This is a genomic window from Haloarcula quadrata (genome assembly GCF_003634715.1).
Taxonomy (GTDB): domain Archaea; phylum Halobacteriota; class Halobacteria; order Halobacteriales; family Haloarculaceae; genus Haloarcula; species Haloarcula marismortui.
Genome location: NZ_RBWW01000001.1, coordinates 1,845,531 through 1,865,873 on the forward strand (window position 1 = coordinate 1,845,531; position 20,343 = coordinate 1,865,873).

Sequence of the window (20,343 nt, forward strand, 5' to 3'; positions counted from 1 at the left end):
TGGTAAATAATCACAGGGGTGGTTTTGTAACGCTTGCCTGTGCCTTCAGGTCTGTTCTGTCGATTCGAGCGAGGACTCGAGTGTCGCCATCGCGTCAGCCGAGGAGGCTTCCTGCCCGACTGCACGGTTCGCTTGCTGTGCGATTTTGCTGGACTGGTCGCTCCAAACGGCCGTCACCGGGCGCGGCATCGTGTTGTTACCAGCGACCTGCAGCGTGTCCATGTACCGGCCAACGACGGGCACGTTCTGGGCCTCGCTGGAGTTGAACAGTTCAGGCCGCGGCGGCAGCCATCCCTGAACAGACAGCAGCGTGAGCTGGAAGTCCGGCTCCATTGCGGCACGAATGACCTGCGTCACGGCGTCTAATTGCTCGCTGTTGGGGTTGACGGTCATGTGCCAACCACCGAGCGCGGCTGTGGAGCCACCCGTGCCGGGCTGTGCTGCCTCGCTCTCGGGCACCGCGTACGGAATCGGCATTGCACCGAGGTTCTCGCCGAGCGCCGGGTCCTCGGTTTCTTCCGGGTTACGGCCGCCAAGCGCCAGCGAGTAGGGCCAGTTACGGTGGAAGACAGCGTTGCCGTTGACGAACGGCGCGCGAGCGTCTTCCTCCTTCCAGCCGAGGATTTCGGTCGGGGTGAAGCCGCCGCCGTAGCCCTCAAACTGACCGCCGAAGTCCTCGTCGTGGACGAACTTCCGCATCATGTTCAGGGCGTTGTGGACCTCGGTGTTGTTCACCGTGATCGGTCGCTCCCCGATCGGGCCAAAGAGGTTGTCGCGGCCGCCGAAGTACGCACCGCCCCACGAGGACATGACCTCGTTGAACGTACAGCAGGAGGTTCCCTCGTAGATATCCCACTGGGTGGTGAAGCCGAAGTCAACGTCAGCGTTGTCGTAGGTGTCCGCGGCGATGTTCGACCACTCCTCCCATGTCATTGGCTCAGTCGCCCAGTTGTTGCTCTCGGGGCTGTAGCCGGCCTCTTCAACGAGGTCCTTGCGGTACTGCATCGTCGGGAAGTCCGGGAACACCGGCACACCAAACAGGTTCCCGTTGCTCGGATTTCGTGCCGTGTCGGTAAACGCCGAGAAGTAGTTGTCCGAGACGTCCGAGAGGAGGTCCTCTGGTAGCGTTTCGGAGAGGTTCTGGAGTTGCCCTCGCTGGATGAAGATATTCGTCCAGCCGTTGTCCATCAGGAACATGTCCGGGTTCGTCTCGCCGGCCGAGAGCAGTCGGTTGTAGTTCGACCGGGCCGCACCGGTGTCCTGGTCACGCGGGACGAACTCTATCTCGATGTCGTCCGACAGGCCGTTGTCGTGGAGTGCCTGCTTGATTGCGTCGCCGTTGTTCTGGACGGCCACCGGGTCGAAACCCCACTGGACCGTCGTGGTCTCGCTGCTGCTCCCGTCACCAGTCGATCCACCGTCACTCCCGTCACCGCTACCGCCGTCGCCGCCGCCGACGAAGTCAGCACAGCCTGCCAGTCCACCGACGACACCTGCTGCTCCGGCAGCACGGACGAACCGTCGCCGGGAGACGCCTGTTGAGTTCCGCTCGCCGCTTGTGCCATTGTCCGACATATCTATTCTGAGCTATCCCGGACACATCTTAAAGGTTGTCCATAATTAACCACAGGTGTTGTTAATTACCGTCGGCGGCCCGGCGATAGTGATACTTTATTGACTGTTCGCCACTGTATAAATCTTTCAGTATATATACGCAGGGATAGGTCAAACAGCTGTTTGCCACACAGAAGACCTCAAACGCACAAACTGAGGGAAGGTTTATTCGTCCCGAGAAAATCGCGTCTCGTTACTCGTACTCGACGTTCGTAATCGTAATTTCGGTGGCCTCGACCTCCTCGATGACAGCCCCCCAGCCACCGACCTCATATGTCCCGTCGTCAGTGACCAGCGTCGCACTGATTCGGCCGGCCAGTTGTGCCAGTGGGACCGGGTCCGTCCGTCCGATGTTACTCCCGGTGTAGTCGATGCCGGTGACGCGCCCTGTCAGCTCAACCGATTCTTTGGTTTCCGTGTCGTACCCCACGACGACGGCCTCGATGGTCGCGTCCTCGTTCAGCAGCGGTTCGATATCCCGGACAGCGTGGCGAAGGTCGACGTACGTCGTCGGGGTTTCCGGCGTCCGCTCAGTGTACAATGTGTCCCAGATCTCCCACAGGCAGGTCAGGAAGAACCAGTGGAAGACGTAGGTGTGGGTCCGGTCCTTGACGAGGACGCCGTACTCGTTGACCGAGTCGTGGTGTGGGGCAAAGCACGTCCAGGTCCGGTCGACGAGAACGAAAAACGGGGCTGGAATCTCGCGGTTCCGGGCCTCCGCACAGGTGCCTTCGATGTCGGAAAGCGGCGGTACGTCCTCACCAGCACCCGTACAGATGCTGAGTTTGATGTTCACGCCGCGGTCGTGGGCGGCGATGAGTTCCTCACGGACCGCGTAGAACTGCTCCGGGTCCACACCGACCTGGATCTGGTTTTCGGCCGCTTCGATGAGTTCTCGGGCCCGGCTGACGACCGTCTCGAACCGCTTGACGATACTGACCTCGTGGTCGGATATCTCGGGCTGGTTCCAGCGTTCCTCGATCGTTTCTGCCGCGTTGAGGTACTTGCTCGACCGGGACCGCAGGTCTTCAAGGACTACATCTGGGTTGCGGGCGCGAGCGGTCAGACTGTCCTGCTGGAACGTCTCGATATACCCCTTCGTTTCCAGGTCCCGGAGCACATCGTAAATCCGCGGGTCCGGAACGTCACAGGAGTCCGCGATGTCGGTCGCCGATGCGGTCCCCAGCCCAAGCAACGCCACGTAGGCCTCCGCCTGATACGGAGAGAGACCGGCATCTTCGAGGACATCGGTTAGTTCGCTGTCGTCCATGTGTGTACAGGGAAACTGAGAACGCAGTTAACGTGCATGGTTATCCATCGAGATCATCGGTCAGTCCTTGCCCTCGACCGGCCACTGTGGCTGTTTCGGAGCCTCGATTCGGGCACACTCCTCGTCGGTTAGGTCGACGTCAAGTGCACCGACGTTCTCCTCCAAGTGGTCCATCGTCCGCGGCCCGATGATCGGTGCGTCAACAACGTCCTGATGACAAAGCCACGCCAGGCTGACCTGTGCCGGCGTTGCGTCCTTTTCGTCAGCAATCGACTGCACCTCGTCGAGGACCGCCCAGTTCTCGTCGCTGAACCGGTTTGCTGTGTACTCGTCCGTACTCGCCCGCCCCTCGGATAGGTCGTCGTCGCGGTCGTACTTCCCGGCGAGGAAGCCGCCGGCCAGCGGCGACCACGGAATGACACCGACCCCCTCCATCTCGCAGACGGGTAGGAGGTTCGCCTCTTCGTGCCGGTCGACAGCGTTGTACTCCGGTTGCATCGAGACGAACCGCTCGTACCCCTCGATATCTGCGGTGTACAGCGCCTTCTGGAACTGCCAGTTTGCCATCGTGCTCGCGCCGATGTAGCGGACCAGCCCCTCGTCGACGAGATACGTCAGCGCGTCCAGCGTCTCCTCGATTGACGTATCCTCGTCCCACCGGTGGATCTGGTAGAGGTCGAGATAGTCGACGCCGAGGCGGTCCAGCGTGGCGTGACACTGGTCGATGATGTGTTTCTTCGAGAGCCCGCTCCCGTTCGGTCCGTCGTGCATATCGAAGTACACCTTCGATGCCAGGACCAGTTCGCCGCGGCGAGCGGAGTCGACGGCCTCGCCAAGAATCCGCTCGCTCTCGCCGTTCGAGTAGGCGTTGGCCGTATCGAAGAAGTTGATACCCAGATCGAGCGCCCGTTCGAGTATCCGACGGCTCTCGGCCTCGTCGTTTAGCATCCAGGGCTCCGCGCTCCCGAAGTTCATCGTTCCGAGACAGAGTTCAGACACGTCGAGCCCTGTCGACCCGAGCGTGGTGTATGTCACCGGCGAGTCGCTCATGACACTTTGTACCACAGCTGTTGTTAAAGAATTTTGGGACTGCATACCGTTGTCCGAACATGAACCGAGAGTCCGCACCGCAGGAATCTGACCCGATGGAAGTACTTGAAACCCTCAGCGACGAGTCCTACACCGGAGCGAACAGATGCTGGCCGTGTACGGTCTTGAACCTGGGGCTTGTCGGGCTTCTGGCACTGTTCTTGCGTGCACGCAAACGCTCGTTACTGAGTCTACTGGTCGCTGTTGTTGGCGTCGCGGTGGTCTATCTCCGGGGGTATCTGGTTCCGTACACACCTGAATTTGCCCCGCGGCTGGTGGCGATATCACCGGTCCCGAACGAGTGGTTTCACGGGGAGTCCGCACACGACGCGGCAACGCAGGAAGCCATGGCCCACGAGAAGCGTGACTCGCTGGCCGAGGATGTGGAGTTGGACGGCGAAACCATCCTCCGGGAACTCTCGGCAGCGGGCGTCATCGAACTCGAGGGCGAACGGCTGTTTCCTGAAGCGACCGTCGACACTGCCTGGCACGACCGAATGGACGAACTGGCAGCGGAATCACTCGACAGTCTCTCGACAACACTGCAGGCGTCGCTGGAGCAGGTCGGGCACGCGGAGCAGTACGTCGACGACGCGGAGTGGGTCGTGCTCGGTTCCGAGCACAAACAGCTCCTTCCCCGTCCGGTCGTCGTCGCCGAACTCGCAGCATACGAGGTCCTCGGCGAGCGTCTCGACGACGAACGGCTCAGAATCGCCGGTGCGGAGGCCTTCCAGATGTTTCTCGATAGTTGCCCGGTCTGTGGCTCCGAACTGGTCGAGTCGTCGTCGGTGTCGTGCTGTGGCGGCCATCTGGGCCCACGTCAGGACCCCGACGAGACGCTCGTCTGTCCGACCTGCGAGCAGCGACTCTACACCTTTGAACTGGACGACAACTGAACCAGACACACTGAACGGCCGAACCGGTGTCAGGTCTGGTGTTCGAGACGCTATTCGGGTTCGACCCAGAGAGAGACGATGGACGGCAAAGGGCGGGAGAATCCCGCCTGACCGCTGGTGCGTGCGGTCCCGCGGACAACCATGCTGCGTGGCAGACAGTTGGCGTCGGCCGGGTGTGGCTGGTGGGGAACGATGCTGACCGAACAGCGGTCTCACATAGTCCCGGATAGCATGGGGAATGTACCCAGCCGCTAGAATTGTACAACTGGTGTTGTAAATAGATTTTGATGGCTGAAGAACACTGCCTATTAAATCCTCGCACACGGAGATGATGGTATGAAGAATATCGACGACCTCGTCGACAGCGCGTCCGACCTGGCACAGCGTGGCCTCTCTAAGGGCGAAATCGCTGACGAGCTTAACGTCTCCCGCGAGACGGCGAGTTGGCTTGTCGAACGTAGCGGCACCGGCACGGAACCGGATACGAGCGACGACGGCGGTCCCCACGATATCCACGTCGACTGGTCTGCTGTCGGTCGGGACAGCAACCGACTGTACCACGCGGGCGCGGCGATGGCGGACCTGCTCTCGAAGAAAGGCGACGATGTGGACCTTACCATCGGCATCGAGAAGGCCGGCGCGCCGCTTGCGACGACCGTTGCGCGGGAACTGGAAACCGACCTCGGGACGTACGCCCCGACCAAACACCAGTGGGACGACGACGAGAGCGAGACCAGCGATGGCTCGTTCTCCCGGAACTTCGCGCAGATCCGGAACCGAGACTGCTACGTCGTCGACGACACTATTACGAGCGGCAAGACGATGGGCGAAACCATCGACGCGATCCACGAACAGGGCGGCAATCCCGTGGCCTGCGTCGTGCTGGCTGACAAACGCGGCATCGGCGACATCCGCGGCGTCCCGGTGTACTCCCTGCTGCAGGTCATCCGAGTCGGTAGCGACGGCGACTCGTAACGGCCCCAACGGACCGTTCTGAACCCGCGTTTCGCCGGATGGCCACCGGATTACCTGAATCGGCGTGGCCGCCCGAGAGACTATCCTTTTATTTGTGCCGTGCGTAATCCGCGGTATGACTGTACTGTCGTTCGACGAACAGGGTGTCGATGTCGTCTACGAGGGGACGGAGTTCCGCCTCGAAAAGGCCCTCATCGAGGATGCCATCCAGAAGTCGTATCCGAACGTGACCGACCACGAGGTGCTGCAGATGGTCGAGCCGGAACCGGCGCTGTCGGGCGAACCCCAGCGTATCGCCGAAATCGTGAATTGACGCAATAGTTCCGTTGAAGGCTATAATTCCGTTGTAAGAAGGAATTTCTGAAGAAAACCAATATCCCGTTTGTAGGCGTTCAAAGCGTCGAATATTCGCTAATTAAGCACCCGAGCAGTAGGCATTTAAGCCGTCAGCGCACACTGGGAGGTAATGTCAGACCCACGTATCGCCGGGGCCAGCGTGACACAGTTCGGGAAACACCCCGAACGGACCGGCCGAGACCTGTTCGCCGAGGCCGGACTCGAAGCGCTATCGGAGGCCGGAATCGACCCGGAAGACGCTGAGGCGCTCTATTACGGCAACTTCATGGGAGAACTCGCGGAACATCAGGGCCATCAGGGACCGCTGATGGCCGAGGCTATCGGGCTGGACGTTCCGGCGACCCGTGTCGAAGCGGCCTGTGCATCCGCCGGCACAGCCGTTCGTGAAGCCGTCAAGACGATCCGGAATGGCGAGGCGGAGGTCGTCGTCGTCGGCGGCGCGGAACGGATGACCAATATCGGGACCGCAGCGGCGACAGACGCGCTCGCTATCGCCGCCGACGACCTCTACGAGGTCCGTGCCGGGATGACTTTCCCGGGGGCCTACGCGCTGATGGCCCGGTCGTACTTCGACCAGTACGGCGGCTCCCACGAGGACCTCGCTCACATCGCCGTCAAGAACCACGAGCACGCGCTGGTCAACGAACACGCCCAGATTCAGAAGGAGATCACGGTCGAGGACGCTATCGACGCCCCGACGATTGCGTCCCCGCTCGGCCTCTATGACTCCTGTCCGATTACTGACGGGGCCACGGCCGCTGTCCTGACCACGGAGTCCTACGCCGAGGAGCACGACCTAGACGCCCCAGTCGCCATCACCGGGACCGGCCAGGGCGGCGACAACCTCGCACTGCAGGACCGCCCGCATCTGGCACAGACACCCGCCGCCGACAAGGCTGCGGAGGAGGCTTACGGGGACGCCGACGTCGGTCCCGACGATGTTGATTTCGCCGAGGTCCACGACTGTTTCACTATCGCGGAAGTGTTCGCAATCGAATCGCTTGGCTTCTACGAGCGCGGCGAGGGCATCGCCGCGGCGCGCAACGGCGAGACGACCCGCGACGGCGACCGCCCGATCAATCTCTCGGGCGGGCTGAAGGCCAAGGGTCACCCGGTCGGCGCGACCGGTGTTGCCCAGTTAGCGACGGTCGCCTGGCTCCTCGACGGGTCACACCCGCGGGCCGACGCCGTGCCGGACAGCACCGTCGGGGTCGCACACAACGCGGGCGGCACGGTCGCGTCTACGACCGTCCACGTCATGGAGGTGCAAGAATGACTGAATCCGCACAAGACGGCGAGTACGACGCGTGGCTCGACAGCATCGAATCGGGCGACGGGTACTACCTCGAATGTTCGAACGGCCACGGCTGGCTCCCGCCTCGTCGGGTGTGCCCGCGCTGTCACGACCAGGACCTCTCGGCGGTCGACCTGCCGGAGTCCGGTGAAATCGCGAGCCACACGACGATTACGGTCCCGACGCCGCAGTTCGAGGACGACGCGCCCTACGTCACTGCCATCGCTGATTTCGGACCGGTATCGGTCACGGGCCTCGTCCGTGACGTGGACCCGGACGACGTTGCCATCGACGACGTGGTCGGCATCGATGTCGGCGAACGCGTGACAACCGGCGAGAGAGCGGTCGTGTTCCGACCGCGCTAGGGCTCAGTTTTCGACTGTTACCGAAGTCACTCTGTCCCGGACCACATCGACGAACTCACCGGGGTGTTCGACGTGGGGTAGGAGCAGCGAGTCACCGAACACGACGAGCATCGCATCTGCCTGCTCGGCCATGTCGCGACCCTTCGACAACGGCGTGATGTCGGCGTCCTCGCCCCAGACCATCGTCACGGGCACGTCGAGACCGGCCAGTACTTCGCCGAGGTCGTCTTCCGGGTCGAGGAAGCCGGAGACGAACGATGCCGGCGCAAAGCGCGCACCGGGCTGGTGGCCACTCTGCCACTCGTAGTCGACGACATCCTCGGTGAGGTTGTCCATGTCGTAGTAGCCGTGGTCGGCGTGGAAGTGCCGGATGGAGGCTTTCGAGACAGTGAGATTGTAGATTCCCTCGCCGATGACGGGCGCGCGAAGCAGCGAGCGGAGCCAGACAGTGCGGTTGCCCATCGAGGTGTCCGTCGGGCAGATGAGAACGAGTTCCTCGACGTTGACCTCCTGTGCCGCGCTGGCGGCGTAGGCCCCGGTCAGTGATGACGCGACGACGGTCGCGTCGGCCGTGTTGTCCTCGATAAAGTCCCGCACGAACGCCGTGTACAGCGACGCCGAGTACAGCAGCGGTGGCCGGTCCGTGTGCCCGAAGCCCGGCAGGTCCGGTGCGATGACGTGGTATTCCTCTGCGAGGGTGTCAAACACCGTATGGAACTCGTGACTACTGGCAGCGGCATTGATGCCGTGGAACAGCACGAGGTCCGGGTCCGACGGGTCGCCGGCTTCAGTGTACGCGATATCGAACCCACGCCAGCGGTACGTCCCCTGTTCCCCGTCGAGCATCGGTTCGAACGCGCCGGCCCGCGACTGTAGCACGCGGTTGGCAGCGGCTGTCGCGCCGACCGCACCAACGACCGCACCGAGCGCCTTGCGGAGTTTCATACTGATGACTTGGGACCCGGAGTATGTTATACATGCTGGAAGATCGTCAGATAGCTGTCGCTATCGGTCTGGGCAGACATGGTTCCGCGAACGCAACAGTCCCGAAGTTAGTTCCCGTCGCGCCGCTCGTCGAGACACTCTCGGAGCGGTTCGAGCACCTCGTCGACAACCGTGTACGGGTCAGTATGGCGCTCGATGACGGCGTCGACGTACTGCTCGATGCCGCCGCGGCGGTCAAGTTCGTCGACCAGTAGTTCGTTGGCATCCTCCCGAAGGAGAGTTCGAATCTCGGCGGCGAAACGCTCCCGGGCTTGCCCCTCTCGACGGCCGGTTCGGTCCAGATACGCGCCGTGGTTGGCAAGCGCGTCTAAGAAATCTTCGACGCCCTCGCCCCGATTGGCGACTGTCTCCACGATAGGGGGATTCCACGTCTCCGACTCGTCCGCCTCATCATCGGCGGCATCGGTGGACGCATCGCCATGGTCGCCGGCGAGTTCAGTCGCGCCGTGATGGCCGGAGTCCGGGCGTCCGCTCTGTCCCTGTAACATCTCCCGGAGTTGCTGGACGGTCCGGTCGGCCCCATCGAGGTCGGCCTTGTTGACCACGAACACGTCACCGATTTCGAGGATGCCGGCCTTGAGCATCTGGACGTCGTCGCCGCTGCCCGGCGGCACGAGCACGGCGACGGTATCGGCGGTGCGGACGATGTCGACTTCGTTTTGCCCTGCGCCGACCGTCTCGACGATGATCTTGTCCTTGCCGAACGCGTCCAGCGCGGTCACGGCGTCGGTCGTCGCCGTCGACAGCCCACCGAGGGAGCCACGAGCAGACATCGACCGGAAGAACATATCCATATCGCCAGCGTTCGAGGCCATCCGTATCCGGTCGCCGAGCACCGCGCCGCCGGAGAACGGCGAGGATGGGTCAATAGCGATGACGCCGACGGTCTGTCCCTGCTCACGGTAGGTCGCTGCGACCTTATCGACCAGCGTGGACTTGCCCGCGCCGGGGCTGCCGGTGACGCCGATAACGTCGGCTGTGCCGGTGTGCTGATGGAGGTCGGAAATTATCTCTCGGTACCCCGACGAACGGTTCTCTATCAGTGTGATGACTCTGGCGAGGGCGCTGTGCTTGCCCGCAAGCAGGTCAGCGACGAGGTCGCTCATCGCTCGGGCGCGTTCTCGTGGATGTAGTCGATCATCTCCTCCATGGACGCGCCCGGGCCGAATATCTCGTCGACGCCCTGCCCGCGGAGTTCCTCCTGATCGTCATCCGGGACGATGCCGCCGACGAGGATGAGCCGGTCATCGAACGCGTCATACTCTCTTAGCCCGTCGAGAATCTTTGGGACCAGCGTGTTGTGCGCCCCCGAGAGAATGGAGATGCCGACGACATCTACGTCCTCCTGCACAGCGGCCTGCACGACTTCGTCGGGCGCTCGATGGAGCCCTGAGTAAATCACTTCAAAGCCAGCGTCACGGAGCGCCCGCGCGATGACGTGTGCGCCCCGGTCGTGTCCGTCGAGTCCGACTTTCGCCACCAGACACCTGATGGTCCGTTCCGTCTGCTCCTGCTCGACACTCATGCCAGTACGTACCGCGCGGTGTGTTTTCATTCTTGCCCTATCCATCATGATCTATTTTTATTACGAGCGGACTTCGAAGCGTGAGTTATGTGAACAGCCACCATTGCCTCGCTCGCGAGAAGTGCGGGCGTCCCGACTGGCGAGGTTCACGTCGGCTGTGGCTCACAGAGGCCGGCCTGGCGTGAGTGGAGCGGTCAACGACAGGCGCACAGGCCGCAAGTGAACTATCCCAGAGAACGACAATTCTAAGTTCGCTGCTAGCGGCGTTTCCACCAGTGCGAACAGTCGCCGTCATCCCCGCGTACAACGAGTCGAGCACCATCGGGTCGGTGATCGACGGAACGAGCCGCTACGTCGACGAGGTCGTCGTCGTCGATGACGGCTCGTCGGACGACACCGCGGCCATCGCCCGTGAGCACGGCGCACACGTCGTTACACACGTGTTCAACACCGGTGTCGGCGGGGCCGTCAGGACGGGCTATCAGTACGCAATTCGGCACGACTACGACTTCGTCGTGCAGGTCGACGCCGACGGCCAGCACGACCCGGAGAAGATTCCGACCCTCCTTGACCACGCCGAGGACGCGGACATGGTCATCGGCAGCCGCTACCTGAACGAGAGCATCGACGACTACCCGCTTATCAGGCGGCTGGGAATCACCTTCTTTACGACCGTCGTGCGGAAGCTGGGCGGCATCGACATTACCGACGTAACGAGCGGTTTCCGCGTCTACCGCGTGTCGGCGCTGCAGGATATCCTCCACCGCTCGGACAACCACTGGGCAGTCGAACAGACGCTCGATGCGGCCCAGCGCGGCCAGCGGATCGAAGAAGTATCGATAGCGATGCCGATCCGGGATGAGGGCGAGTCACAGTTCAGCCTCGACACGCTCGTGCTCTACCCGCTCCGGATGACTGACACGGTGTTTCGCGTCCTCCTCTTTCGCTAACTATGGTCTTTGGATTCGACTACTCACTGGTTAACCTCTTGTCGCTGGTCGTCGGGCTGGCCTTCCTCGCGAACGGGTTTATTATCGTCAGAAGCGAACGCGAGTCGCTGGAGTTGTTCGTGATGTCGCTGCTGCTCGGCACGGGGCTCATCGTCGTTGCTATCGTCCCCAACGTGTTCGAGGTCGTGGCGCGGCTACTGGGCCTGGAGTGGAAAGCCCGCGCCATCCTCGTCATCTCGAACCTGACGCTGTTTGTGGCGGTGACGTACCTGCTCAACCGCATCGGGCACATGTACGACCGGCTGTCGCGGCTGAACGAGGAGTTGAGCCTTCTCCGGAGCGAACTTGAGGAACATCAGCTACAGACCGAGGACAAGCAGGATGAGTAACCGCGCGGTGCTGTCGATAGATTTCGAGCTGTTTACTCAGACACCGGCCTACCGGAGCGCGTCGGGGACGACCGACCGCGACGGCGTCGGCCTCGACGGCGGTCGATTTTTCAGGGACACGCTCGCAAAGTACGACGCGACATCGACCGCGTTCGTGGTCTCCTCGGTTGCCGAGTCCCATCCCGACGCCGTGCGGGCGCTTGCTGACGCGGGTCTGGAAATCGCCTCGCATACGCACACCCATCAGTTGCTCTCGGATCTCGACAGCGACGGGCAACGAAGGGAGTTGTCCCAGTCGAAGGACGTACTGGAGCGAGTCACCAACGAGCGGGTTTCAGGGTTCCGAGCACCCGCCTTCGACATCACCGACGACCACTTCGATCTGCTTTCCGACATCGGATACACGTACGACTCTAGCGTCGTCTCAAGCCGGTCGATTCCGGGGTGGTACGGCGGCGAGTACGACATTCACGAACCGGTCCAAGCGACGGCGGTCCGCCCGGGCGCACCGGACAGCATTACCGAGTTCCCGGCAAGCGTCATGCCCGGCCTGCAGTTGCCCCTCACCGGGACCTGGCTCCGGTTTTTCGGCCCGCGATACACGATTCTGGGCATGAAACTGCTGGCCCGCCGGGGTATCACACCGATGCTGTACGTCCATCCCTGGGAACTGGTCGACCTGCCAGCTGTCGAAGGGGTGCCGACGCGGGTGTACGTCAGGACCGGCGACTGGATGCGCCGGGCCGTCGAGCGGATTCTCCAACAGGACTTCGAGTTCACGACCGTGCGGACAGTTCTGGAGGACGGTGAAGCGGCCGCGACGCAGCTACAGAGGGGCGAGACACCGTGACGAGTCGGGCTCGTGATCTGGGGATCACGGTCGCCCAGTACGGTATCGCCGTCGTTGCGCTTTCGTGGCTGCTCACGCAGTTCGACATCGCGAGCGCAATCGACCTGCTCGCCAGCGTCGAAACCGAAACGGCGCTCGCGGTCGTCGCCGTCAGCGTTCTCGGTATCTGTGGCCGGACCTACTCGTGGCACGCGGTAATCACCCCGCTCGCACCGGTCCAGTTCCGGACCGCCGCCGGGACGACGCTCATTGTGAACTTCGTCAATCAGTTGCTCCCGTCGCGGCTCTCGGGACGGCTGGCTGCGCCGTTCGTCCTCCGGAGCCAGACCGGAATGGCTTACACCGACGCTGCAGCCGCGTCGGCGCTTCACACCAGCATCTTTGCCCTATACTATGGCGTCGCGGCGACTGCTGGCCTCATCCTGGCGATTCCACTGCTCCGGGTCGAACTTATTCTGTTGCTGGCGCTTGCGACAAGCCTGTACTTCGTGGCCGGCCTGACGGTACTGTTTGGTGGCCTCAACCTCGACTATCTGGACCGGCTTATCGGCTGGCTGTCAGGAGTGGCAGTCCGGGTTCCACGCGCCGGCGAGACACTCGCGGCGCGTCTCGACGGCCTGCTCGAATTCACCGACAGTTCGACCACGACGTTTCGGTCACTGGCGAGCGAGCCGACAGTGTGGCTCCGGTACGCGGTCGGCTGGACCGTCGACCTCGTGCTCGCACCCGGTGTCCGCGTCGGCCTGCTGCTGGGGAGTTTCGGCGTCGCGTTCGAACCGCTGGTCGCGTTACCGCTGTATCTCTTGGTCGCGTACACCGTGACGCTCCTGCCGCTGACGCCCGGCGGCATCGGCATCACCGAGGCCACGGCGACGGCGGTGTTCGTCGCGCTGGGTATTCCAGCGGAGGTCATCATCCCCATCATCTTCGTCGACCGGTTCCTCAGTATTTACCTGCCGTCACTCGCAGGCTGGTATCCTTCTGTCCGGCTCGATGTCGCGTCACTGACGACGGAGTAGCCGGCCCCAGGATACATCAAAGCGGACTCAGAACGGCGGATGACGGCTCGTATCGCACTCGCCATCGCGTTCCAGAATGAGGGTGTACTGATTTGCCGCGAGTTCCTGCTCGTCGGCGAACTGGTCCGTGTGCGGGACGACGCCGAGCCGGAGCAGGTCGGTGAACGAGCCGGGGGTCGGTCGCTGAGGCACGAAGTTCGGTGGCCGCTCCCCGAACTCCGCGACGATTCGGTAGTTGGACTCCTCGTTCAGGAGGTTCCGGAGATAGACGGCCTGTGCCTCACCGTTGCGGTAGTAGGTATCCTCCTTGAGGTACAGGAGGTCCCGATACCCGACCTGAATGTATCGCGGGCACGCCATCGCTTCCTCCGCCTCCGAGTCTTGGCCGGCGACGTGTCTGGCGGTCAGCGAGTGCGGGACGGCAGTGTCCTGAATATGGACGCGATACGTCTCCACCACGTCGCCATCCTCGCTGTTCTTTTCGAGCCACGCTGTCGCTTCGTCCCGGGGCATCGACGCGAACTGGGCCGTCCCGATACCGGCGTAGACGGCCGTTGTTACCAACAGAACCGCCATCACCGGTCGTGCCAGAGACGACGAGCGTTCGCGGAGCTCCACCAGTCGCCCCCCGACGAGTAAGGCGATGAGCGGGAACGTCGGTATGAGGTGGTGCACCCGGAAGTCGTGCCACTGAGAGAACATCGCGATGTAGGCCGTCAGGCCGGTCAGAATGAGGACGGTCCCGTGAAATGCAGAACCGCGGTCACGAATGGTTGCAACAGTCGCCACGACGCTGGCGGCGGCCGCGGTAACCAGCGGCAGTCCCAGCGCGCTGAAGTAGCCCCGCAGGAACCACCACCACATCGGGGCGTCGGGTCCCGTCGGGTGGCTCATCCGCGAGGTCGAGCCGCCGAACACGCGCTCGATGAACGGCTCCGGCCCCGCCACGAGCGCGGTTGGGAACCCGAGTACAATCATGGCGAACCCGAACAGAGCGCCGCTCAGGAGGAGCTTCGGCCGGTACAGCGTCTCCGTCAGCGGTGCGTCAGCGGCACGGGCACGCAGGACGAAGGCCACGCCGATGAGCAGAATGACCGGCGCGGCCGTCAGTTTGAACGCGATGGCGACACCACCGGCCGCGCTCGCCGCCAGAAACAGCGTTCCGTCGTCGGTCTGGACGTACCTGACCAGCAGGTACAGCGCGAGGAGGACGAACACCAGCGCCGGCATATCCTCGCCGGCCTCCTTCGAGATTGTGAGAAAGCCGAAAGTCAGCGAGAGCACGACGGCCGAGAGCCGGCCGGCGTTGCGCCCCTCGATTGCGACACCGAGACGATAGGTGAGGTAGACAGCACAGAGCGCAGCGACGACGTTTGTCAGGCGGATGGAGACGAGACTCCAGGTCCATATCCACTCGGGCGTGGCGGCCCAGACCTCGTAGTGGCCGAACTCCCAGCTGGGGAAGGCAATCGTGGTGAACGCGTCTAGATCCCCGGTGAGAGCCGCGACGAGCACGACGGGGAGGATGGCCAGCGCATAGAGATATAGCGTCGCGCCGAAGGGGGCCCGGCCCCACTCGATACCGGCTTTGAGCCCCTCGAAGCTCGGTTCTTCGAGAACCGATCCGTAGACGACCATGGCGTCGAGCAACCGACTGTACTCGTCACGAGTCGCAAAGTTCGGAATGCGATGCCAGAACCAGAACCCGACCATAACAGTCGACAGCAGGAGCACGTAGCGGAGATAGGGGTCGTCCCGGAAGTCCGACCGTACCTGTTCGACAGCACGTCGGGACAGTGACCGCCAGCCACTCATCGTGTCACCGCTCCGGGGTGTGAGTTGAAAAGACTGCCCTTCTCAGAAGTAATCGGCATCGAACTCCCGGCGGAGGATGTAGTGGTTCGCGTACCCGCGGACATACTTCGCAAATAGCGAGAGATATCCCTCGTCTGCCTCTCTGCGGGCCGACGTAGCGACACAGGAGTCAGCGTCGTAGACGATTCGGCCGTAGTCTTTCATCCGCAGTGAGAGTTCCGTGTCCTCCATGAACGGAATGTCTTCGTCGAAGCCGCCCGCGGCTTCGAAGGCATCGGCCCGGAAGCTACAGTTGAAGCCCGGTTGCTGGACGAAGCCCAGCGGCCAGGATACCCGATACCAGTAGTCCGACAGCAGTTTGAACAACACGCGGTGTTTGAGACTGTCTTCGAGCGGCCGTGCGGGCCCGCCAACGCCGATCACCTCGTCGTCAGCGTAGTGCCTGAGATGCAGGCGAACCCAGTCCTCGGGGACCACCGTATCGGCATCGGTGAACAGCAGAATCGGGGCTGTTGCGGCCGCGGCTCCGCGGTTTCTGGCGATTCCCGCCCCGCCCTCGTCGCACCGGACAACGGTGTCGACGAAAGGGGTGTCGCGGGCCACCTGCTCCGTGCCGTCGTCGCCGCCGACTACGACGACCAGTTCGACGGGCTGTGACTCGAAGGGAGCCAGACAGCGGGCCAGCGACTCCGCCTCGTTGTAGGCCGGGACGATAACTGCGGCGTCCATCTGACCCGCCGCTACACCGTACAGACAGAAATACTATCCGATGGTCAGGAGAGCGCGGGTCTCAGGCAGCAGTGAACTTGCCTTCGAGTCACCGATCCGGGTAGTCACCGGAGAAACGGCAGACGACAGCCCATTTCAGTTCCGCTCTGGCTGGCCGCTCCCGTCGGTCACCGGTGCGGTGTCGCCGGTCGCCGCTGTCGCGTGGCCGGTCCCGCCGGAGACAGCGAACTCGAAGCTACTGAGCAGTTCCGAGAGGTTCTCGGCCTGATCCGAGAGATGGACCACGTCGTCTGTCACACCTTCGATGGCCGCAGTCTGTTCTTCGGCCGCCGCGGCTGCGGTCTGGGCCCCCGCGCTCGTCTGCTCGGTCATCGAGTCGAACTCCTCGACCATCGCAACCACTTCCTCCGCGGAGGCGGCCTGTTCGTCGGTCGCATCGTCGACGGACTGGATGCCGGTGTTGACCTCCTCGACGTGCTGGAGGATATCTTCGAGAACGCTGATAGTCTCATCGACCGTTTCCAGACCGTTGTCGACGCGTTCATCCATCTCGTGAATCCCGTCGACGGTCTCGTTCGTCGACTCCTGAATCATTTCGATACGGTCCGCGATGCGCTGGGTCGCTTCCCCGGTCTCCTGTGCGAGGCCCTTGATTTCGTCGGCGACGACAGCGAAGCCCTCGCCGGCCTCGCCGGCGCGAGCGGCCTCGATAGAGGCGTTGAGCGCCAGCATGTTCGTCTGCTCGGCGATGTCTTCGATGACGCTGACGATCTCACCGACCTGCTCCATCTCGTTGTTAAGCGATTCGACACTGTCGATGGTCGAATCAGCCTGTCGCTCGATGGCCTCCATCTCCGATTTCGCCTCGGTGACGTGCTCGCTGCCAACAGAACCGAGTTCGGACGCCTGTGCGGATTTCTGTGCTACTTCGTCGGTCGAGGACGCTATCTCTTCAATGGTCGCAGACAGATCGGTCATCTCGTCGGTGACCTTCGTGACGGTATCGTGTTGCTTGTCGGTGTTCGAGGCGATTTCCTCGACGTTCTCGCTGACCTCCCTGCTCGCACTCCGCACCTCCTCGGCACTAGCGCCGAGTTCGTCCGTCGAGTCGTCGACCTGTCCGGCGAACTGCGTGACGGTCGTCAGCGTCTCCGAGAGCGTCTCCATCATGTCGTTGAACGCCGTCGCGATCTCAGTCATGGCCTCTGTTCGGCTTTCGGGATCCATCCGCTGCGTGAAGTCACCCTCAGCGGCCGCATGCATCGTTGTACTGAACGACTCGGCTTTCGCTCGCAGATGACCGTTTAGTTTCTCTGACGCCTGTTTCGCCTGCTCAGCTTCCTGCCGGGCCTCATCAGCTTCCCGTTTGGCCGCCTCCGCCTGCTGGCGTTGCTCCTCAGCGGTCTCACGCTGTTCCTCCGCCTCCGCGCGCCGACTCGCGGCCGTTTTGGTAGCCGTCTTGAGGTCCTCGACAGTTGCGATGGTTCCTGTCGAGGCAATCGCGGTTACGCCAATGAGCACTGCCAAGAGGGACGTACCCAGCGCATCCATGATCGCTCCCGCGATGCCGATCCATTCGAGGAACACAACACCGGTCCAGAGAAACCCGAGTGCTGCGGCGAACGAGAAGTTCGCCCAGAACCCCGAATCGAGCTCGGTTTCGCGGTACGTTTTCACGCCGAGAACGACCGTGGCGGCGTAGGCGGTAACCGCGATGAAGTCCGCGAGGATGATGGGCGCACTCACGGTTCTGTCCTCCCGCCATCGGCGGCGACATCTGGGCCGTCCTCAAGACCGATTTCCGGGCCGTCACCACCGGCATTGTCCGCCAGTACTTGCTTCCGGCGCACGTACGCCGCAAACAGGAACACGAGCCCCGACCCCATCAAGCCAAGGTAGTGCTCAGCGTAGTTGAGTACTGTTCCCAGAAACAGGTTCTCGACGTTAGTCACGACCGTTGCCAGAATCAGCAGTACGTAACCGACTACGAACAACCGGGAACTTCGCCGGTAGTACAGCAGTACCGGGATGAGTCCGATAAGCGCAACGATAGGGAGTACGGCTTTGTGTGGGTCGAGTGCAGCCAGTCCTGTTTGCATGAAACAGTATCAGCTTGAGATTGTGTTATACGTTACCACCCAATTACAACGATTGAAAACGACATAACCGTTTTTCCAACAGCAGATCGGGACCGGTATCCAGTTACTTGCGACGAGCGAGAGCGACGCCGGTGACAGCGGCGACAAGTGCAATGCCGGCAAGCGTCCCGAACAGTGCTGTCGCGTTCGCAAAGGCCAGAATCGACCCGGCGAGACCACCGCCAAGTGCGCCGACCCCGAACACGCCAAGATACGTGAAGCCATATGAGAGTCCGCGCGTTCCGGCGGGCGTGTACTCCGCGACGGCGGCCTGATACATCGGCTGAACGACGAACAGTGCGATGCCCAGAAGTGCACCCAGCACTGCCAGCGGCCCGAAGCCCATCGCCGACACCGGAACGAACAGCACCGCAAGGACAGCAAGCACCAGGAACGAGCCGGCGATACCGTATTCGACGGGAATCCGGTCGCTCAGTTTGCCGCCAGCGTACTGGCCGAGGACGCCGATGAGCAACAGGCCGGCATAAAAGTAGTCCTGTGGCTTGAGCGTCTGGCCCGTCCCGGCCTCGATACCGAGCGCCGACAGGACGCCGGGAGGCAACAGCGTCTCTATCGGGATGGGCTCGAAGCCCGGCAGGCCTCGCAGGAGTTCCGGAAGGAACGTGAGGACGCCGCGGTAGTACAGCCCCGAGCACATGACGACGACGAACACCAGCAGGAAGCTCCCGGTCAACAGGTGCTTGCTCTCTGTGAGAAATTCCCCGAGCGAATCGATACCGCTGCTGGCTTTCGACCCGCCGTCAGTCGCCGTCGTCACCGCCGCCGTCTCGTCGAAACTCGCCTGTGAGGCGTAGACTGCGGCGAGCAACGCCGGAACGCCAAGGACGAGCGCGACCGTCCGCCACTCGGCGACCAGCAGAAGAACTGCGGCGACGAGCGGGCCGAGGCCGATTCCGAGGTTGCCGGCGACGCCGTGATAGGCCAGTCCGGTCCCACGTTGTTCGACACCTTTGCTGATGAGCGAGAGCCCGGCTGGGTGGTAGACGCTGGCCGAGAGGCCCCAGAGGACAAGCGCCAGCGCGATGACGACCATACTCGGGGCAAGGCCAAGCAGGATGTACGAGCCGCCCATGCCGAGCAGACAGCCCGTGATGAGGCGACGGGAGCCGATACGGTCAACGACGATACCGCCCGGGAGCGCGCCAGCCCCGAACAGGCCGTAGCCCAGCGTCACGATGACGCCGACGGTGGCCGTCGTCACGTTGAACTGGGTGATACCAAGATTGATGAGGTCGAATTCGGTGAGCCAGATGACGACAAATATCGGGACTGCCATCTCGTAGGTGTGGACGAGTCCGTGTGCGAGCATGACCAGTGCGGTGATCGCTCGGTCGTTCGCGTTCACAGTGTGGTTCGTGTCGGCCGCCGGCAAGTGTGTGACGGTTTCGCGCATTCACGCGTGCGCCTTTTTGACCCCTCCCAAAAGCAGGGGTGGGTTTTTATGTCCGAACAGTATAGGCGGCAAGTGTGAGCAAGATCAAGGTGTCACTCCCGGACCAGGTGGACTCGGACATCCAGCGACTCGTCGAACAGGGCGAGTTCCTCAACCGCGACCAAGCCGTGGAAGACCTCCTAAAGCGAGGGATTTCGGCCTACAATACCACGACGGAAGAGACCGAGACGCTTGATGAAGAGATTTTCGACCAGACGGCCTCCGAACAGCAGGACCCGGCAATGCAGGACGATTTCCTCTAATCGCGGTTCTGTGAGAGTCGGCTGTCGTCCTCGGCTGCCCGTTGTCCGGAGCCGTTGTCTTCCTGCCGCTGTTGTTTCATTTTTGCGCCGGGTTTCGGACCTCTGTCGACTGACTCGTACGGCGTTTCCGCGATACTCTCCGGGATGATGTACCACGCGAGGCCACCGCCAACGACGGTTCCGCCAACAAACATTCCAGCAACAATCAGCAGTTCCGCACCGCCGTACAACGTCACAAGCCCCATCGAGACGCCGATGAGAAGCGCGAATCCGACTTGTGTGTATCTGAGAAATCGTTTCCGGTCGGCGTCCGTCATCGAGGGGCCGACCATTAGCGACCCCCGGTA

General features: G+C 62.5%; 22 protein-coding genes. 10 read left to right on the forward strand and 12 right to left on the reverse strand.

Going from position 1 to position 20,343, the window contains the following annotated elements; genetic code table 11:
• Positions 1-45: 45 nt before the first annotated feature.
• The 3 genes from BDK61_RS09500 to BDK61_RS09510 form a co-directional block, all read right to left on the reverse strand.
• A complete protein-coding gene (locus tag BDK61_RS09500) occupies positions 46-1,575 on the reverse strand; it encodes an extracellular solute-binding protein (protein ID WP_004961283.1) in 1,530 nt (509 codons plus the stop codon).
• A 232-nt stretch (positions 1,576-1,807) separates the two neighbouring features.
• Complete coding sequence (locus BDK61_RS09505) at positions 1,808-2,884, reverse strand: TrmB family transcriptional regulator (RefSeq protein WP_121303092.1); 1,077 nt, start codon at positions 2,882-2,884, stop codon at positions 1,808-1,810.
• 60 nt (positions 2,885-2,944) lie between these two features.
• Positions 2,945-3,934 (reverse strand): aldo/keto reductase, encoded by a 990-nt coding sequence (locus BDK61_RS09510; RefSeq protein ID WP_121303093.1) that lies wholly within the window; start codon positions 3,932-3,934, stop codon positions 2,945-2,947.
• A gap of 59 nt (positions 3,935-3,993) precedes the next feature.
• On the opposite strand from BDK61_RS09510, the gene BDK61_RS09515 reads away from it, so the two are divergent.
• The 5 genes from BDK61_RS09515 to BDK61_RS09535 all read left to right on the forward strand — a co-directional run bounded on the left by BDK61_RS09515 (position 3,994) and on the right by BDK61_RS09535 (position 7,860).
• Positions 3,994-4,869, forward strand: a complete 876-nt coding sequence (locus BDK61_RS09515) for a hypothetical protein (protein WP_121303094.1) — start codon at positions 3,994-3,996, stop codon at positions 4,867-4,869.
• A 336-nt stretch (positions 4,870-5,205) separates the two neighbouring features.
• Positions 5,206-5,844 (forward strand): transcriptional regulator GfcR, encoded by a 639-nt coding sequence (gfcR, locus tag BDK61_RS09520; protein WP_004961276.1) that lies wholly within the window; start codon positions 5,206-5,208, stop codon positions 5,842-5,844.
• A gap of 115 nt (positions 5,845-5,959) precedes the next feature.
• Positions 5,960-6,157 carry a DUF5800 family protein gene (locus tag BDK61_RS09525; protein WP_004518030.1) on the forward strand — a complete coding sequence of 66 codons (198 nt, stop codon included), beginning with the start codon at positions 5,960-5,962 and terminating at the stop codon, positions 6,155-6,157.
• Between the two features lie 153 nt (positions 6,158-6,310).
• Positions 6,311-7,477 carry a thiolase domain-containing protein gene (locus tag BDK61_RS09530; RefSeq protein WP_121303095.1) on the forward strand — a complete coding sequence of 389 codons (1,167 nt, stop codon included), beginning with the start codon at positions 6,311-6,313 and terminating at the stop codon, positions 7,475-7,477.
• Positions 7,474-7,860, forward strand: a complete 387-nt coding sequence (locus tag BDK61_RS09535; protein WP_004961272.1) for a Zn-ribbon domain-containing OB-fold protein — start codon at positions 7,474-7,476, stop codon at positions 7,858-7,860. The genes BDK61_RS09530 and BDK61_RS09535 overlap by 4 nt, the downstream gene beginning before the upstream one ends.
• Before the next feature lie 3 nt (positions 7,861-7,863).
• On the opposite strand, the gene BDK61_RS09540 is transcribed toward BDK61_RS09535, so the two are convergent.
• The 3 genes from BDK61_RS09540 to BDK61_RS09550 form a co-directional block, all read right to left on the reverse strand.
• On the reverse strand, positions 7,864-8,805 hold the full coding sequence (locus BDK61_RS09540) for an alpha/beta fold hydrolase (protein ID WP_121303096.1): 942 nt from the start codon (positions 8,803-8,805) through the stop codon (positions 7,864-7,866).
• 107 nt (positions 8,806-8,912) lie between these two features.
• Complete coding sequence (meaB, locus tag BDK61_RS09545; protein ID WP_007190348.1) at positions 8,913-9,971, reverse strand: methylmalonyl Co-A mutase-associated GTPase MeaB; 1,059 nt, start codon at positions 9,969-9,971, stop codon at positions 8,913-8,915.
• Positions 9,968-10,390 carry a cobalamin B12-binding domain-containing protein gene (locus BDK61_RS09550; protein WP_004961266.1) on the reverse strand — a complete coding sequence of 141 codons (423 nt, stop codon included), beginning with the start codon at positions 10,388-10,390 and terminating at the stop codon, positions 9,968-9,970. Before BDK61_RS09550 ends, meaB begins: the two co-directional genes overlap by 4 nt.
• Before the next feature lie 275 nt (positions 10,391-10,665).
• On the opposite strand from BDK61_RS09550, the gene BDK61_RS09555 reads away from it, so the two are divergent.
• Genes BDK61_RS09555 through BDK61_RS09570 form a run of 4 tightly spaced genes read left to right on the forward strand, consistent with a single transcriptional unit; the run spans position 10,666 to position 13,598 of the window.
• On the forward strand, positions 10,666-11,340 hold the full coding sequence (locus tag BDK61_RS09555) for a glycosyltransferase family 2 protein (protein ID WP_007190347.1): 675 nt from the start codon (positions 10,666-10,668) through the stop codon (positions 11,338-11,340).
• A 2-nt stretch (positions 11,341-11,342) separates the two neighbouring features.
• A complete protein-coding gene (locus BDK61_RS09560) occupies positions 11,343-11,729 on the forward strand; it encodes a DUF2304 domain-containing protein (RefSeq protein ID WP_004961262.1) in 387 nt (128 codons plus the stop codon).
• Positions 11,722-12,579, forward strand: coding sequence for a polysaccharide deacetylase family protein (locus tag BDK61_RS09565; RefSeq protein ID WP_121303097.1), 858 nt, complete (start codon positions 11,722-11,724; stop codon positions 12,577-12,579). Before BDK61_RS09560 ends, BDK61_RS09565 begins: the two co-directional genes overlap by 8 nt.
• Positions 12,576-13,598, forward strand: a complete 1,023-nt coding sequence (locus tag BDK61_RS09570) for a lysylphosphatidylglycerol synthase transmembrane domain-containing protein (protein ID WP_121303098.1) — start codon at positions 12,576-12,578, stop codon at positions 13,596-13,598. Before BDK61_RS09565 ends, BDK61_RS09570 begins: the two co-directional genes overlap by 4 nt.
• A 27-nt stretch (positions 13,599-13,625) precedes the next feature.
• On the opposite strand, the gene BDK61_RS09575 is transcribed toward BDK61_RS09570, so the two are convergent.
• The 5 genes from BDK61_RS09575 to BDK61_RS09595 form a co-directional block, all read right to left on the reverse strand.
• Positions 13,626-15,413 (reverse strand): ArnT family glycosyltransferase, encoded by a 1,788-nt coding sequence (locus BDK61_RS09575; protein ID WP_121303099.1) that lies wholly within the window; start codon positions 15,411-15,413, stop codon positions 13,626-13,628.
• A gap of 42 nt (positions 15,414-15,455) precedes the next feature.
• A complete protein-coding gene (locus tag BDK61_RS09580) occupies positions 15,456-16,142 on the reverse strand; it encodes a glycosyltransferase (RefSeq protein ID WP_121303100.1) in 687 nt (228 codons plus the stop codon).
• Between the two features lie 135 nt (positions 16,143-16,277).
• Entirely contained in the window at positions 16,278-17,888 is a 1,611-nt protein-coding gene (locus tag BDK61_RS09585; RefSeq protein ID WP_049938840.1) for a methyl-accepting chemotaxis protein, read from the reverse strand.
• The gene (locus BDK61_RS09590; protein WP_121303101.1) at positions 17,885-18,241 is read right to left on the reverse strand and encodes a hypothetical protein; all 357 of its coding nucleotides are present in this window, start codon (positions 18,239-18,241) and stop codon (positions 17,885-17,887) included. The genes BDK61_RS09585 and BDK61_RS09590 overlap by 4 nt, the downstream gene beginning before the upstream one ends.
• A gap of 103 nt (positions 18,242-18,344) precedes the next feature.
• Positions 18,345-19,694 (reverse strand): MFS transporter, encoded by a 1,350-nt coding sequence (locus BDK61_RS09595; RefSeq protein WP_121303102.1) that lies wholly within the window; start codon positions 19,692-19,694, stop codon positions 18,345-18,347.
• 74 nt (positions 19,695-19,768) lie between these two features.
• Between BDK61_RS09595 and BDK61_RS09600 the strand changes: the two genes are divergently transcribed.
• The gene (locus BDK61_RS09600) at positions 19,769-19,996 is read left to right on the forward strand and encodes a ribbon-helix-helix domain-containing protein (protein ID WP_004518043.1); all 228 of its coding nucleotides are present in this window, start codon (positions 19,769-19,771) and stop codon (positions 19,994-19,996) included.
• On the opposite strand, the gene BDK61_RS09605 is transcribed toward BDK61_RS09600, so the two are convergent.
• Positions 19,993-20,328, reverse strand: a complete 336-nt coding sequence (locus BDK61_RS09605; RefSeq protein ID WP_004961249.1) for a hypothetical protein — start codon at positions 20,326-20,328, stop codon at positions 19,993-19,995. The two genes, BDK61_RS09600 and BDK61_RS09605, sit on opposite strands and share 4 nt — an antisense overlap.
• Positions 20,329-20,343 lie beyond the last annotated feature (15 nt).

Excerpts from the sequence above, each read along its gene's own strand:
- BDK61_RS09500 (WP_004961283.1), bottom strand. The coding sequence starts at position 1,575 with ATGTCGGACAATGGCACAAGCGGCGAGCGGAACTCAACAGGCGTCTCC.
- BDK61_RS09505 (WP_121303092.1), bottom strand. The coding sequence starts at position 2,884 with ATGGACGACAGCGAACTAACCGATGTCCTCGAAGATGCCGGTCTCTCT.
- BDK61_RS09510 (WP_121303093.1), bottom strand. The coding sequence starts at position 3,934 with ATGAGCGACTCGCCGGTGACATACACCACGCTCGGGTCGACAGGGCTC.
- BDK61_RS09515 (WP_121303094.1), top strand. The coding sequence starts at position 3,994 with ATGAACCGAGAGTCCGCACCGCAGGAATCTGACCCGATGGAAGTACTT.
- gfcR (WP_004961276.1), top strand. The coding sequence starts at position 5,206 with ATGAAGAATATCGACGACCTCGTCGACAGCGCGTCCGACCTGGCACAG.
- BDK61_RS09525 (WP_004518030.1), top strand. The coding sequence starts at position 5,960 with ATGACTGTACTGTCGTTCGACGAACAGGGTGTCGATGTCGTCTACGAG.
- BDK61_RS09530 (WP_121303095.1), top strand. The coding sequence starts at position 6,311 with ATGTCAGACCCACGTATCGCCGGGGCCAGCGTGACACAGTTCGGGAAA.
- BDK61_RS09535 (WP_004961272.1), top strand. The coding sequence starts at position 7,474 with ATGACTGAATCCGCACAAGACGGCGAGTACGACGCGTGGCTCGACAGC.
- BDK61_RS09540 (WP_121303096.1), bottom strand. The coding sequence starts at position 8,805 with ATGAAACTCCGCAAGGCGCTCGGTGCGGTCGTTGGTGCGGTCGGCGCG.
- meaB (WP_007190348.1), bottom strand. The coding sequence starts at position 9,971 with ATGAGCGACCTCGTCGCTGACCTGCTTGCGGGCAAGCACAGCGCCCTC.
- BDK61_RS09550 (WP_004961266.1), bottom strand. The coding sequence starts at position 10,390 with ATGAGTGTCGAGCAGGAGCAGACGGAACGGACCATCAGGTGTCTGGTG.
- BDK61_RS09560 (WP_004961262.1), top strand. The coding sequence starts at position 11,343 with ATGGTCTTTGGATTCGACTACTCACTGGTTAACCTCTTGTCGCTGGTC.
- BDK61_RS09565 (WP_121303097.1), top strand. The coding sequence starts at position 11,722 with ATGAGTAACCGCGCGGTGCTGTCGATAGATTTCGAGCTGTTTACTCAG.
- BDK61_RS09575 (WP_121303099.1), bottom strand. The coding sequence starts at position 15,413 with ATGAGTGGCTGGCGGTCACTGTCCCGACGTGCTGTCGAACAGGTACGG.
- BDK61_RS09580 (WP_121303100.1), bottom strand. The coding sequence starts at position 16,142 with ATGGACGCCGCAGTTATCGTCCCGGCCTACAACGAGGCGGAGTCGCTG.
- BDK61_RS09590 (WP_121303101.1), bottom strand. The coding sequence starts at position 18,241 with ATGCAAACAGGACTGGCTGCACTCGACCCACACAAAGCCGTACTCCCT.
- BDK61_RS09595 (WP_121303102.1), bottom strand. The coding sequence starts at position 19,694 with ATGCGCGAAACCGTCACACACTTGCCGGCGGCCGACACGAACCACACT.
- BDK61_RS09605 (WP_004961249.1), bottom strand. The coding sequence starts at position 20,328 with ATGGTCGGCCCCTCGATGACGGACGCCGACCGGAAACGATTTCTCAGA.